We start from the raw sequence: 13,776 nt of genomic DNA, 5'->3' as shown, positions 1-13,776 counted from the left end.
CAACTGCGATGAAATCAGCAAATTTACCGACTGCTAACGATCCCATATCGTTTTCTAAGCCGGCGGCGTAAGCGGGGCCCGCGGTGATGGTTTGCAGCGCGGTTAGCACGTCCAGCCGCTGCTCCGGTTCGCGCCCGCCAGGGGGCTGATCGTCGCGGCGCTGCCGAGTCACCGCAGCGTGCACCTCGAAGAAGGGGTTGGCTGGCTCCACCGGGGCGTCAGAGCCGAAAGCCAAATGCGCACCAGCGTCCAAGAGCGACCGCCACGGATAGTGCAGGGTGTCTCGCGCGCCCAGCAGATTCACGCTCAGCGGATAGTCGCTGGTGGCGTGGCAGGGCTGCATTGAAGCGATCACATTAAGGGTTTTAAATCGCGAGATGTCAGCCGGCTTAATATGCTGCGCGTGTTCGATGCGGTTGCGCAGTCCGAACTCTGCTGCAATGTCGCGCACCGACTGCAAAACATCAAGCGCAATGGTGTTGGCTTTATCGCCAATCGCGTGCACCATCACCGCGAGGCCAGCACTGTTTGCGCGGCGGATCTCGCGGCGCAGCGTCTGCTCATCGGTCACCGCGATACCACAGTTGTCTGGCTCATCAGCGAAGGGTTCGTGCATGTGCGCGGTGTGTGGCCCGAGCGCGCCGTCGGAAAAGAACTTCACAGGCCCCACAGTAATCCAGTCATCACCGTCGCCGGTGTGGCGGCCCTCGGTGATAGCAATATCGATTTCTTCGGCGCGCACCGCCTTGTGTACCCTGAGGTGCAGTCGCTGCTGCTCGCGCATCCGCCGGTATGCCCGCAAAACTTTTTCATCGTCAATGTCGGTAACGTGCCCGATGCCGACCGCGAGTAGATCCTGTTGCACTTGCAGCAGCAGTTCCGGCAGGTGCTGGGTTAGCGCAGCCTCGGCGAGCTCAGTTACCGGGGTTAGTGCGGACTCCAACAGTAAACCGGTTGGCTCGCCGGAGTCGTCACGCACGATTTTGCCACCGCTGGGGTCTGGGGTTAGTGCGGTAATCTGTGCTAACTCCAGCGCCGCGGAATTAGCCCACCCCGCATGCACGTCAACAGTGGTTAAAACCACCGGGCGGTCACCAAAAATTTCGTCCAGGTGGGCGCGGTGCGGGGCTGATCCACACTCCCACTTATTGGCATCGTAACGGCCACCCAGCACCCAAGAGATGCCCGGGTGCGCGGCGGCGAACTCTCGCAGTCGAGTGAGCACCTCGGCGAGACTGGTGGCGCCGTCGAGATCTGGCGCCAGTTTTTCTAGCGCCATCAGCCCGGTGTGAATATGAGCGTCATGAAACACCGGCAGCACCGCGGCGCCAGGCAATGCAATCTGCGTGGCATCCGGATCCGCCACCTCTAATACCTGCTGCAGCGACCCGATGTGTTTAATTCTGCCGTGCTCGGTGAGGATCGCACCAGCCAGCGGCTGCGCATCCTGTAACCGGTAGAACCGCTCATGAGTGTAGATTTTTTGGGTCATAGCATCTCCTAGAACATTCACGCGCTGGAATTGTGAATATCGTAGCAGAGCTGGCAGCGGCTGTCAGTAAGCGGCTGCGAAAGTTAATCTGACTGCAACAAGGGGACACCTGTGCCCGGAGGTGGGGCTCAGTAGCAGTGCCGTGCTAGTATGCTTCGACCGCGGTGCCTGCGGCAATCCCGCTGCGCAATTGCAGCAGCTGGGTGGTGGTTGCTGCGGGGGTAATAAACTCCGCGTCTAGCAGCGGTTGCAGCGCCGCCGCGGGAATCTGCAGCTTAGTTACAGCGCTGGCAAGCTTCTCGTCAAGCTCCGCAATAACCCGTGAGATTACGGAGCGGTAAGCGGTGGCGTCTGCCGCCCCGGTGAGGGGTTTTTCTTGATTGGCGTAACTATTGCCCTCGGCGCCGGTCGCGGTGCCCACTAGCTTGTCGGCGCTGGCGGTGACCTTCACAATCAACTCGGTGCTTAGCTGCTGCAGTGGTTGCAGTGACAGCGGGGCTGGGGAGGCAGCGGTATCATGCGGGGTGCCTGTGGTTTTGGCAAAAGTGAATTTCAGATCCATCACCGCTTATTGTAACGCAAAAGGGCGCACAGCCCCTAAGCCGTGCGCCCTTTTTAGCTATCTTTAGGCGTTAGCCAGAACCTCTTCAACAGTGGTGCTTTCCAACTCTGGGAAAGCGTCTGCTACACCCTTATTGGTGATAACACCCTCGTGCACGTTGAGGCCCTTTGCGAGAGCTTCGTCGTCGCGCAGCGCCTGTACCCAGCCCTTGTTAGCCAGTGCGATAACGTATGGCATGGTGGCGTTGGTCAGAGCCGCGGTTGACGTCTCTGGCACTGCGCCAGGCATGTTTGCTACACAGTAGTAGGTTGAGTTGTGTACCTGGAAGGTTGGATCATCGTGAGTGGTTGGACGTGAGTTCTCGAAGCAGCCACCCTGGTCGATCGCGATGTCAACGAGTACGCTGCCCGGCTTCATCTCTTTCACCATAGCGTCGGTAACCAGCTTTGGAGCCTTCTCACCCGGAATCAGCACAGAACCGATTACCAGGTCAGCGTCTTTCAGCGCCTCAGCAATGTTGTGCGCGTTTGAGGTGCGGGTCTGAATACCGCCGTTGTAGATGTCTTCCAGCTGCTTCAGGCGTGGCAGTGAGATGTCGATGATGGTTACGTCTGAGCCCATGCCGTATGCAACGCGCGCAGCCTGCTCACCCGCAGCGCCGCCGCCGATAACCACGGTCTTTGCCTTGCGGGTAGCGGTTACGCCGCCGAGCAGCACGCCGCGGCCACCAGCAGGTTTCATCAGGGTGTAAGCGCCAATCTGGGTTGAGAGGCGACCTGCAACCTCTGACATTGGGGCTAGCAGTGGCAGTGCACGGTTAGCCAGCTGCACGGTTTCGTAAGCAATAGCGGTTGTGCCTGACGCGATTACCGCATCAGTGCACTCGCGGCTTGCTGCGAGGTGCAGGTAGGTGAATAGTACCTGGCCCTTGCGCATCTTGTCGTACTCTGCAGCGATTGGCTCTTTCACCTTGAGGATCATGTCTGAGTTTGCCCAGACCTCATCAGCGGTTGCAACGATGGTTGCGCCGGCTGCCTCGAAAGCTGCGTCTGAGATAGCTGAGCCCTCACCAGCGCCAGCTTGGATCAGCACCTCGTGGCCGTGGCGCTTGAGCTCCACTACACCAGCTTCGGTGATGGCTACGCGGTTCTCGTTGTTCTTAATTTCTGTTGGAATACCAACGCGCATTTTCATGCTCCTAGTGTCAGTGATACTTATTTAGGAAGAGCTGCCGCAGCAGCAGTGTTTGCGGTGGTCTCTATGGAATGGCCAAGAAATACACCAGTGCACACCAGACAGTATTAATTTTCGCACATTATGCGCCTAAAATGTGCTCCTTGTGTATAGTCTGCGGTGTTAATATGTTGAAAGCAGTGTTTTTTCGGTATTTTGGAGTGTGTCCAAGTGTCTAAAGCGAATAATCTACGGTCAGATATTTGCCTTGACGAGGTCGATCAAAAAATCGTTTTAGAGCTGCAACTGAGCGGCAGAATCACAAATGCCGAGCTGGCAGAGCGGGTTGGAATAGCTGCTTCTACCTGCATCGCCCGGGTGCGCAGCCTGATTGAGCGGCGTGTTATCACCGGGTTTTCGGCGCGGGTCAATCCCGAAACACTCGGGCTTGGCATCCAGGTGCTTATCAGCGTCACTATTCGCAACGGCAAACGACAGCTCATCACGGAGCTCGCGGAGCAGCTGCGCAGCGCGCCGGAGGTGACTCAGTTATTCTTCCTCGGCGGGGAAGAAGACTTCATCGTGCACCTGCTGGCGCGTGACATAGCGCACGTGAGAGACTTCGTGCTAGAAAATCTCTCCGCGCATCCCGCGGTGTCAACAACCCGCACCAGTATTATTTTTAGCCACAAGCAAAACCCGGTTACTCCGCCTCACGATTTCGCGTAAACTCTCTTCTAAGCGCCCACGTTGCAAGGAGAAATATGCGGATTCTACACACCTCCGACTGGCATTTGGGGCGCAGCTTTCACGGCTATTCTTTGGTGGACCACACCCGCCAAGTGCTAGCCGCACTGACCGAGATGGTGCGTCGCGAAAAAGTCGACGTGGTGCTCATCGCCGGAGATGTTTTTGATCACGCAAACCCCGCCGCGGTGCAGTATCAGATTCTGGAAGAACAGCTGCTGGCTTTGCGTCAGGCCGGCGCTGCGGTGATTGCGATTAGCGGCAATCACGACAATCCCTTGCGGCTCGGATTCCAGAGCACCTGGGCGGCACGATCCAACGTTCACATTATTACCGCAAAAGACGGCTTTCGCCACCCAATTACAATCCCTGATGCGCACGGCGAAGTGGATTTTTACGGCATAGCTTATCTGGAGCCGCGCCAGAGCACCGCGTTGTATGCGGGAGCGCACTGTGAGAGTCAGCAGGCGTTGCTTACCGCGGTAACAGCAGAAATCAGGGAACTGGCGGCACAACGAGGTAATCGTGCCGTGGTTTTGGCGCACTGTTTCGCGGTTGGTTCCGGGCAACAGGAGCACCCAGAAGAGGCTGCGGGACTACATCGCGACATCACCGCCGGCGGTATTGACTACGTTGACGCTGCGAATTTTGCGGGCTTTAGCTATGCGGCACTAGGGCACTTGCACGGCAGGCAGACGCTTGCGCCGCATGTGCGATACAGCGGGGCGCCAGTGTATTTTAGCTTCGGCGAAGTGCACCGCGAGCGCGGTGTCTGGCTGGTAGACCTGGATGCTGCAGGCGTTAGCGAGGTGACCTGGCGTGCGCTGCCGGTGCCGCGGCCACTGACGCGTTTGCGGGGCACGCTAGAAGAGTTGCTGCAGCTTCCTGGCAGCGACGACTGGGTTGAAGCAACGCTAACGGATGCGGTGTTGCCGGCTGAGCCGATGCGGCAACTGCAGCAAATTTTCCCGTTCTGTGCGGCGCTCAGACATGAACCGCCCGAGCAGCAGCTGGCGAGCGATGCGGTGAGCAGCTATCGCGAACGGATTGCTGAAAAGACTCCGTTACAGGTCGCGGAGGGGTTTTTGGAGTTTGTGCGCGCCGGACAACCTGCGTCAGAGTTGGAGCGCGAGCTGTTAGCAGCTGCACAGACGGAGGATCAGGATGCGAATTAATCGGGTGCGGGCAACGGCTTTTGGGGCTTTTGCGGCGACCGTGGAGGTTGACTTTGCCGCCGGTGCGGCGCACTCTGTGCTGCTTATCAAGGGCAAAACCGGCAGCGGCAAAACCACCCTTTTAGACGCTGTGAGCTTCGCGATTTACGGCTCAGTGGCACGCTATTTATCGAGTGGCAAACCGGGGGAAAAGGTGCGCAGCGAATATGCTGACGCGGTAACTCCGACCAGCGCCGAAGCCGAGTTTGAGACCGCCGCAGGGCGCTACCTGGTGTGGCGTCAAGCCGCCTGGAGCCGCCCAAAAAAACGCGGCGCGGGCGTTGTCGCTGAGGCGAGTAAAGCGACACTTGCGGTGTGGGACGCTGCTGCTGGGCAGTGGCAGCAGCTGGCCGCGAAAGAGCGCGAGGTCGGGGAGCTGTTGCAGCAGCTGGTGCCATTCAGCGCGAAGCAGTTTTATCAGGTGATGCTGCTGGCGCAGGGCGAGTTTAAGAAATTTTTGAGCGCCAAAAACGAGGAGCGGTTAGAAACGCTGCGGCTGCTGTTCGGCTCTGACGATTATGAACGCATTGCACGGCAGCTGCAACAGCAGGCACGACAGCGGCGGCAAGATTTAGCGCACCGCATGGTCGGGCTACGGGAGTCGTTGCAAGTACTGCAGCAGGATACTCTGCAGGCTTTGGCGGCGGTGCCGGAGCGTAGCGGTATGGGCCTGGCTGATGCAGTTGCGGGTGATACTGATGCAGTTGCGGGCATAACTGGCGCAGCTGAGAGCGTTTCTGACGCTGCTGCTGCTTGCGATGCTGAGCTCTCGCTCACCGAGTTCGTGGCGCGCAACACCGTGCTCGGCGCCGAATTGGCAGCCGCTGCAGACAAGCTGGAGTCTGTGGCCGCAGCCGCTGCTGCCGCTGCCGCGGAAAAAACCGCAGCAGCGACTGCGTTGCAGCGCATCGCGGAGCTCTGGGATGAACGCGCTGCACTCCGACACCAGCAGCTCGCACACAGGGCAAAGCAACCGCAGCACGAGCAGACAACAGCGCGGCTACGGCGGGCGCAGCGCGCGGCTCAAGTTGCGGCCGTGGTGGCACAAAAAAAGCGAGATAGTGCGGCCGCAGAGGCGGCTGTGACAGCGCAAAAACAGTGCGAAGCAGAGTCTATCAAGGCGCTCGAACGAGTGTCGCAACACGAACATGATTTCATGCAGCTTGAGCCCGCGGCACAGTTGGCTGCGGTGCACGCGGAGTACGCTGCCGCCCGGCAGCAGCTCGTTGCTGATAGTGCGGTGGCACAGCTGCAACAGGAGTGCCAACGACTGCAAGCTGCGGTCACCGCCCAACAAGAGCGCGGCGCAGCATTGACCGCCGAGCAGCAAAAAATCCAGCAGCAGTTGGCAGCAGCAGATGAGCAACTGTTAGCTGGGCGCCTGGCTAGCGCCGCACTGCCGCAGCAGCAGGAGATGGTGGCCGCAAAGCAGCGCCAACTTGCGGCTGTGCAGCAGGCTACCGCATTGTCCGAAAAAATCTCGGTGGTGGCACGGCAAGAACAGCAGGCAATCAGCGCAGAAATTGCCCGCGATAAAGAGCATGGTGACCTGCTCGCGAGGCGTATCGCCAGTAACGCGGCAGAGCTCGCCAGCGATTTGCGCCCGGGAGAACCCTGTCAGGTGTGTGGATCGCGGCAGCATCCCGCGCCAGCCGCGGCGGTCGCAGCCGAGCCGGTAAGCGCCGCAGAGCTGGATGCAGCCGCTGCAGCTGCGAAAAAGGCACGTGAAAAACGGCAGCTGTTGAACACCGACCTGGCTGCATTGCGAGCACAGTTGCAGGACGCCCAGCAGCGGGCTGCCGCCGAGTTCGAGGGAGCAGCGCAGAGCTTAGAAGCGCTAGAAGCAGCGCTCACGACACTGCAGCAGCAAGCAGCAGCAGTGCCGCAGCTGGAAGAGAACAGCATCAAGTTACAGCAGCAACTCAGCGATACCGCGCACGCGCTGCGCACTGCGGAACAGCAGCAGAGCGCTGCAGTAACCGAGATGAAACTGACCGAGCAGCGACTGCAAACCCAACAGCAGCGCCTAGCCGCGGTGGTTGGCACCTGGCCAGACTTGCGCACTAAGCTCGCCGCTTTAGAACGTCTGGGTGAGGCGCTCGCGGCGGTGCAGGAAGCGCAGCAAGCAGCAGCAACTAAACTGCAGGCAAGTAGCGCCAGCGAGAGGCAGCTGCGCGAGCAGCTTAGAGCTGCCGGTTTTGCTGCTGAGGATGAGTGGCGCCAGGCATATCTGTCAGAGACTGCACAACAGCAGCTGGAGAGCGAGATCCACGCCTATACTGTGCGCACGGCAGCGCTTGAGACTTCCCTTGAACGGCTGGCCGCACAGCGTCTGCCGGAAAAGCGTCCCGAGCTCGGTGCTGCAGCCGCTGCGGCTGCTGCAGCGCGTGAAGCCGCGGCGCACCGCAGCCAAGGGGCGCAGCGGGTGCGGGCACAGCATGACTTGCAGATAAGCCAGTTGCAGCGGCTGCAGAGTGAGGTTGCTGCGCTAGAGGAGCGCAACGCCGCCGCCTTAACGCTGTTCCAACTCGCGGAAACGGTTAATGGCCGGAGCCCCAACACCCGCAAAATGCCGCTGGAAACCTACTATCTTGCGGCGCAGCTGGAAGCGGTTGTGGCAGCCGCGAATCAGCAACTTTTGAAGCTTGCGGGTGGGCGCTACCGACTGCAGCACAGCGACGAAAAAACCGGCAAAGAGCACAAGGCTGGTTTGGGGCTTACCGTTTATGACCTGTACGCCGGGCGCAGTCGCAGCACCGACTCACTGTCCGGCGGCGAAAGCTTTATGGTGTCGCTCGCCTTGGCACTTGGCTTGGCTGACACGGTGAGTCAGGCCGCCGGAGGTATTAGAATAGACTCACTGTTTATTGACGAAGGCTTCGGCACCCTAGACCCCGAAACCCTTGAGGAAGCGGTGCAGCTGCTTGATGATTTGCGTGCCAGTGGGCGGTTGGTGACGGTTATTAGCCATGTGCCGCAGTTGCATGAGCAGTTCTGCAATCAGGTCGAGGTTATCAGTAACGGGAGAGGCGTCAGCACGATTAAAACCAGCTGGGACAGCGCAGGAGAATTATGACAAACACCGTAACGCTCGCAGAGCACGCCACGGCGCTCGGGCCAGAAGCTGATCCCGAAACAATTTATGACACCTATGCCGATTGGGTGTTTCGCGATAAAGGTTTTGAGCTGTATCCGGCGCAGCAGGAGGCGCTTTTGGCCGCGTGTCTGGAGCACAACGTCGTTTTGGCTACTCCCACCGGCACCGGGAAAACCCTGGTAGCTCTGGGCGCGCATTTTAATGCCCTGACCCGCGGTGAACGCAGTATTTACACCGCGCCGATTAAAGCCTTGGTGAGCGAAAAATTCTTTGAGCTGGTGGCGCAGTTTGGGGCGCACAACGTGGGCATGGTGACAGGCGATTTCAGCATCAATCCTGAAGCCCCAATTTTGTGTGCTACCGCAGAAATTTTAGCGCAATATTGTTTGGCGGATCCAGCCGCAGCCGACATTACCACCGTGATTATGGACGAGTTCCATTTCTACGCTGACCCGGAACGGGGGTGGGCGTGGCAGGTGCCACTGCTGACTGCGCAGGCGGCGCAGTTCGTGTTGATGAGTGCCACGCTTGGCGATATGACGGAGATTATCGCTACGCTAGAGGCTACAACCGGCCGTGAAACCGTAGAGATTACCGGGGTGGAGCGCCCGGTTCCGTTGCACTTTAAATACGCGGTGCAAACGGTGCAGGATGTGGTCGCTGAAGCTGTTGCGGCAGGAAAAACACCGTTATATCTGGTGCATTTTAGTCAACGTGAAGCTACGCTGCGTGCACAGCACCTGAAAACCCAGCAGCTGCTCACCCGGGAGCAGGAGCAGCAGGTAAAGCAGCAGCTTGCGAAATTTAGGTTCGCACCCGGCTACGGGCGCACCTTGAAAACTCTGCTGCTAGCCGGGGTGGGAGTGCATCACGCGGGAATGTTGCCTAAGTATCGGCGCTTGGTGGAGCAGCTGGCGCAGCAGGGGTTACTCCGGGTTATTTGCGGCACCGACACCCTCGGAGTCGGCATTAACGTGCCGATTCGCACCGTGGTGCTGACCTCGCTGGTGAAGTATGACGGTAAAACTGAGCGGCGGCTAACGGCGCGGGAGTTTCATCAGGTCGCGGGGCGTGCCGGGCGTGCCGGGTTTGATGCCGCTGGCGATGTGATTGTGGTTGCTCCGGAGCACGAGGTGCATAACGCGCACCTTGACGCTAAATACCTGGCGCAACAGGCGAAAAACCCGCAGAAGAAAATCAAACCGCCGCGGAAGCAGAAGCCCGCGGGAGTCACCTGGAGTGCCCAAACCGCGGCTAACCTGGAGGCTGCCGCGCCCGGTCCGCTGCAGAGCAGAATGCGGATCACCAACGCGATGCTGCTCGCTTTTAGCCGTCGTGGGGAACAGCAGCCAGGGCAACTGGTACGGCAGCTGCGGCAGCTGATTTGGGCGTCACACGAAACCCCGGCACGCAAATACGAGATGCTGCGGGAAGCGATTGCGATGCTGCGCAGCATGCTGGCGGCAGGAATTTTGCTCGCGGAGCCGGCTGCTGCCGCTGCGGATGGCGGCGGCAAGCTGCTGCGCTTGGCAAACCCGGAGACGGGCGGGGTGTCGCTGAATTCGCCCCTGGCGCTGTTTGGGATTGCGGCTTTGGAGCTGCTTGACCAGGAAAGCCCGAGTTACACCCTCGACGTGATATCGGTGCTGGAGGCAACGCTCGAGGATCCACCACAAATTCTTTTTGCGCAGCAACAAAAGCTAAAGAGAGAGCGTTTGGCACAGCTGAAAGCAGACGGTGTGGAGTACGACGAACGTCAGCGAATTCTTGACGATATCACCTACCCGCAGCCGCTCAGCGAGCTGCTCACCGAAGCTTTTGAGCGCTATGCAGCGGCGACTGAATGGATCAAAAATTATGCTCCGGCACCGAAGAGCGTGGTGCGTGACTTTATTGAGAATGCCTTTAGCTTCCGCAGCTTCGTGACGCATTATGATTTGGAGCGGGTTGAGGGAGTGCTGCTGCGGTATCTCACGGATGCCTATCGTGCGCTGCGCAGCAGTGTGCCGCATGATAAGCGCACACCGCAGTTTACTGATATTTTGGAGTGGCTAGGAACGATGGTGCGGCAGGTCGATTCGAGCCTGCTTGATGAGTGGGAAGCCCTTGCGAAATACGCGCAGACCGGTGAACTGCCGGAAATTGCGGCAGTTGCGGAGCCTGAGCTGTGTGCTCCAGCAAATGGGCTGCTAACTAACAATGACAGGGCTTTTCGCATTATGGTGCAGAATGCGCTTTTCCGGGTGGTGATGTTGATTGCCGCAGAGGACACTCCGGCTCTGGTTGCCTGTTCACATCCGGAAGCTGGCGCTGTTGTTGGCGCTGCCGCGGTGCCGCTTGATGCCGCTGCGTGGGATGCCGCCCTCGACGATTACTTTGAGGAGTGCGGTGACATCGTTATCGACGGCACAGCCCGCAGCCCGGAACTGTTACGTATTACCAAAGACCCCGAGGTGTGGCACGTGGAGCAGGTGGTGATGGATCCTGGCGCAGAACTCGGCTGGGCAATTTTTGCTGAGGTGGATCTGCGTCTGAGCAACGAGCTCGGCGAGGTCGCACTGACAGTCACCGGTTTTAAACCGCGCTTTTAGCCGTGCTTCTAGCCGTGCGCGGCTGCAGTGGTGCTGCGTTGTAGCTGTGCCTCTGTTGCCTGTGCTGGCACTGCCAGCTTGCCGGACTACAATTGCATTATGCGATTAGGCGTTATTGACGTAGGTTCAAACACGGTGCATTTGTTGGTGGTTGATGCTCATCCTGGAGCTAGCCCGGTGCCGTATCATTCGCAGCGGTCACTGCTGCGGTTGATGCGTTATCTAGACGAAGCCGGATGCATCACAGCTGAGGGTGTTACTAAGATTGTGACAGCAATTGATGAGGCGGTTAAGGCAGCGAGAGAGATTGGGGTTGATGATCTGATTGTCACCGCGACCAGCGCAATCCGCGAAGCGCCGAATGGCCCTGAGGTGCTGCGATTGGTTGCTGCTCAAACCGGGGAGATGCCGCAGGTGCTTTCCGGTGAAGATGAAGCCCGAATCACGATGCTCGCTGTGCGCCGCTGGTTTGGCTGGAGCGCTGGTGAGATTCTGCTCTTTGATATCGGGGGTGGGTCCTTTGAGATCGCCCAGGGCGCAGATGAGTATCCTGATGTGCAGGCGTCTCTGCCGCTGGGCGCTGGCCGAGCCACTGTGCAGTTTATTCCGGAGGATCCTCCGGGCCATCCCGCGGTGTCGGCGCTGCGGCGTCACGCCCGTGCCGAGTTTACCCGAGTGCGTGATGATTTGTTCGTGGATCGGCCGCAGCCGCAAATGGTTGTTGGAACCTCCAAGACGATTCGCTCTCTTGGGCGCCTGGTGTCAGGCAGCGATAACCCGGTGACCGGACGTAAACGTCCGCTTTACTATCATGATCTGAAAGAATGGGAGCCGTTCCTCCGGGAGATGCCGTCAAGTGTACGCGAGTATTTGCCGGGGGTGACTCCGGAACGCGGATATCAGCTGATGGCTGGGGCGGTGCTGCTGCGCACGGCGATGAAGGTTTTCGGGGTTTCGAAGCTACATATTTCTCCGTGGGCTCTGCGTGAGGGAATTGTGCTGCGTTACATCGACAGCCTCGATTCTATCGATGATACAGGTGAAATTAATCTCACTTTCGAGTAAATCTGTGCATACGCAAAGGGAGCGGCTGCCTGCGGCAGCTGCTCCCTTTAGTTTGTGACCGTCACCGTTGGCGGGGTTTCAGTGTGCTAGTAGCGGCAGCAGGGTTTCGCCGAGTAGCAATACGCCAAGAATAATAAGGATGGCGCCGGAAGCTTTGGTAACCATCAGAGCTGCGCCTGGGCGAGAGCGTAGCAGTCGCTGTGCAGAGAAGCCCACTAGCGAGTACACCAGGAAACACCCTAGGATATGAATGCAGCCGAGCAGCAGCAGTTGCAGGCTTGGCGGCCATGTGCCTTGGGCATCGATGAATTGTGGCAACACCGCGAGCATGATTAGGTACACCTTGGGGTTCGAGCCGCTGACACCGAAGCCCTTAAAGATCTGGCGTGGCGAGGAAATCTGATGCAGCTCTGGGGCCTCACCGAAGCCCTCGGAACGAGTGCGAATCGCGCCGTAGCCGAGGTAGAGCAAGTAGAGTGACCCGAAGACCGCAATTGAGTTCATGGCGAGCTTTGACTGCCCGATGATTGCACCAACGCCGACTGCGACCAGCGCCACCGCGAAAAAGTGCCCGAGCATCAACCCTGACACCGCTGGCAACGGAGAACGATATTTGATTCCAGCGGTAATCGCGTATGCCCAGTCTGCTCCGGGAGTGAACCAAAAGAGCACTGCTACCGAGCAGAAAAGTGTGATGAGTGTGAAATCCACGCGTGCGCTCCCATGACGATTTTGAGTTTCTTTACATCAAAATTTTAGGCAAAAAATGTAGAAAAATTTTTCTGTTAAAATCCCCTTTTTTAAGAAAATATGAAAAAATATTTTGCATGGACAGAGTTGACAGAAAAATTCTTTCGCTGTTGCAAGAAGATGCGAGAATAACCACCACTGCACTTGCTGACCGTTCGGGTATTAGTATCTCTGCCGCGCACCGTCGCCTCAAAGAACTCGAAAGCCGTGAGGTGATTACCGGATATCGTACGATGGTGGATCCACGCGCCGTCGGCTTACAATTTCAAGCCTTGGTGTTTGTTACGATGCGTGACGGTGCCGGGAAAACGCTGCAGCAGCTAGAAGCAGCGGTCAAAGAAATCGATGAGGTGGTTGTGGCGCATCGGCTTTCTGGCGACCCTGACTATATCCTGCAGGTCATCACCGCAGATGTTGCTGCTTACGGCAAACTCTACGACACTAAATTAGCGAATTTACCGGGGGTGCAGCGGCTCTCAACCACGCTGATTATGAGCGATATCGTGCCAGCTCGGGGGCTAAACATTTAGGGAGAGTATGATGGGCGCCATGATGCAAACGGTATACACGAGTGAGTATCAAACCCCGCTCGGCAGTATGCTTTTGGCTGCAACCCAGCAGCAGCTGGTGGGTGCGTGGTTTGCGGGCCAAGCGCACTTTGGTGCCCAGCTGGCGGGGCATGATGTGCAGCCGGTCATCGCGCAAACCGCCGCAGCCGTGCAGCTGCGGCAGGCGACAGACTGGTTAGAGGCGTATTTTGGGGGCGAACGTGATTTACCCAAGCTACCGGCCTTGGCTGGTGCTGATACCGAGTTTCGGGGAGCGGTGCGGCAACAACTGTTGCGGGTGCCATATGGGCATACAATCAGTTACGGCGAACTGGCGGCGCAGGTTGCTGCTGTGCGCGGCGGGAAAACTGCGGCGCGAGCGATTGGGGGAGCAGTCGGACGAAACCCGTTTAGCGTTTTGGTGCCGTGCCATCGGGTGCTCGGCGCGGATGGGTCGCTGACCGGTTATGCTGGGGGCACAGCGCGAAAAACCTGGCTGCTGGAGTTTGAGCAGCGCCGCGGCGCCTGATCTACCTC

11 protein-coding genes are annotated in these 13,776 nt (G+C 58.6%); 7 read left to right on the top strand and 4 right to left on the bottom strand.

The genetic code is table 11. The annotated features are described in order from the left end of the window. The 3 genes from F5897_RS05025 to ald all read right to left on the bottom strand — a co-directional run. Positions 1-1,492, bottom strand: a 1,492-nt coding sequence (locus tag F5897_RS05025) for an amidohydrolase (protein ID WP_183304706.1), incomplete at its 3' end; no start/stop codon positions are given. Between the two features lie 145 nt (positions 1,493-1,637). Next, the gene (locus F5897_RS05020; RefSeq protein ID WP_124824233.1) at positions 1,638-2,054 is read right to left on the bottom strand and encodes a hypothetical protein; all 417 of its coding nucleotides are present in this window, start codon (positions 2,052-2,054) and stop codon (positions 1,638-1,640) included. A gap of 63 nt (positions 2,055-2,117) precedes the next feature. Beyond that, on the bottom strand, positions 2,118-3,242 hold the full coding sequence (ald, locus tag F5897_RS05015) for an alanine dehydrogenase (RefSeq protein ID WP_183304712.1): 1,125 nt from the start codon (positions 3,240-3,242) through the stop codon (positions 2,118-2,120). 216 nt (positions 3,243-3,458) lie between these two features. Here ald and F5897_RS05010 point away from each other — a divergent pair, with 216 nt between their 5' ends. The 5 genes from F5897_RS05010 to F5897_RS04990 all read left to right on the top strand — a co-directional run bounded on the left by F5897_RS05010 (position 3,459) and on the right by F5897_RS04990 (position 11,941). Next, positions 3,459-3,956 carry an Lrp/AsnC family transcriptional regulator gene (locus tag F5897_RS05010; RefSeq protein ID WP_124824232.1) on the top strand — a complete coding sequence of 166 codons (498 nt, stop codon included), beginning with the start codon at positions 3,459-3,461 and terminating at the stop codon, positions 3,954-3,956. 35 nt (positions 3,957-3,991) lie between these two features. Next, positions 3,992-5,149 carry an exonuclease SbcCD subunit D gene (locus F5897_RS05005; protein ID WP_183304705.1) on the top strand — a complete coding sequence of 386 codons (1,158 nt, stop codon included), beginning with the start codon at positions 3,992-3,994 and terminating at the stop codon, positions 5,147-5,149. After that, entirely contained in the window at positions 5,139-8,264 is a 3,126-nt protein-coding gene (locus tag F5897_RS05000) for an AAA family ATPase (protein ID WP_183304704.1), read from the top strand. Before F5897_RS05005 ends, F5897_RS05000 begins: the two co-directional genes overlap by 11 nt. Continuing rightward, positions 8,261-10,876, top strand: coding sequence for a DEAD/DEAH box helicase (locus F5897_RS04995; protein ID WP_183304703.1), 2,616 nt, complete (start codon positions 8,261-8,263; stop codon positions 10,874-10,876). Before F5897_RS05000 ends, F5897_RS04995 begins: the two co-directional genes overlap by 4 nt. Before the next feature lie 99 nt (positions 10,877-10,975). Beyond that, the gene (locus F5897_RS04990) at positions 10,976-11,941 is read left to right on the top strand and encodes a Ppx/GppA family phosphatase (protein WP_124824228.1); all 966 of its coding nucleotides are present in this window, start codon (positions 10,976-10,978) and stop codon (positions 11,939-11,941) included. A gap of 78 nt (positions 11,942-12,019) precedes the next feature. On the opposite strand, the gene F5897_RS04985 is transcribed toward F5897_RS04990, so the two are convergent. Beyond that, complete coding sequence (locus tag F5897_RS04985; RefSeq protein ID WP_183304702.1) at positions 12,020-12,652, bottom strand: LysE family transporter; 633 nt, start codon at positions 12,650-12,652, stop codon at positions 12,020-12,022. 116 nt (positions 12,653-12,768) lie between these two features. Between F5897_RS04985 and F5897_RS04980 the strand changes: the two genes are divergently transcribed. Continuing rightward, complete coding sequence (locus tag F5897_RS04980; RefSeq protein ID WP_124824226.1) at positions 12,769-13,221, top strand: Lrp/AsnC family transcriptional regulator; 453 nt, start codon at positions 12,769-12,771, stop codon at positions 13,219-13,221. Between the two features lie 19 nt (positions 13,222-13,240). Further along, entirely contained in the window at positions 13,241-13,768 is a 528-nt protein-coding gene (locus F5897_RS04975; RefSeq protein ID WP_221221298.1) for a methylated-DNA--[protein]-cysteine S-methyltransferase, read from the top strand. The last annotated feature ends 8 nt before the right edge of the window (positions 13,769-13,776 follow it).

The organism is Canibacter oris, from assembly GCF_014197205.1.
In the GTDB taxonomy this organism is placed as follows: Bacteria; Actinomycetota; Actinomycetes; order Actinomycetales; family Microbacteriaceae; genus Canibacter; species Canibacter oris.
The sequence above is the reverse complement of the archived record's forward strand: the minus strand, read 5'-3'. Positions and strand labels throughout refer to the sequence as shown.

Excerpts from the sequence above, each read along its gene's own strand:
- F5897_RS05020 (WP_124824233.1), bottom strand. The coding sequence starts at position 2,054 with ATGGATCTGAAATTCACTTTTGCCAAAACCACAGGCACCCCGCATGAT.
- ald (WP_183304712.1), bottom strand. The coding sequence starts at position 3,242 with ATGCGCGTTGGTATTCCAACAGAAATTAAGAACAACGAGAACCGCGTA.
- F5897_RS05005 (WP_183304705.1), top strand. The coding sequence starts at position 3,992 with ATGCGGATTCTACACACCTCCGACTGGCATTTGGGGCGCAGCTTTCAC.
- F5897_RS05000 (WP_183304704.1), top strand. The coding sequence starts at position 5,139 with ATGCGAATTAATCGGGTGCGGGCAACGGCTTTTGGGGCTTTTGCGGCG.
- F5897_RS04995 (WP_183304703.1), top strand. The coding sequence starts at position 8,261 with ATGACAAACACCGTAACGCTCGCAGAGCACGCCACGGCGCTCGGGCCA.
- F5897_RS04990 (WP_124824228.1), top strand. The coding sequence starts at position 10,976 with ATGCGATTAGGCGTTATTGACGTAGGTTCAAACACGGTGCATTTGTTG.
- F5897_RS04980 (WP_124824226.1), top strand. The coding sequence starts at position 12,769 with ATGGACAGAGTTGACAGAAAAATTCTTTCGCTGTTGCAAGAAGATGCG.
- F5897_RS04975 (WP_221221298.1), top strand. The coding sequence starts at position 13,241 with ATGATGCAAACGGTATACACGAGTGAGTATCAAACCCCGCTCGGCAGT.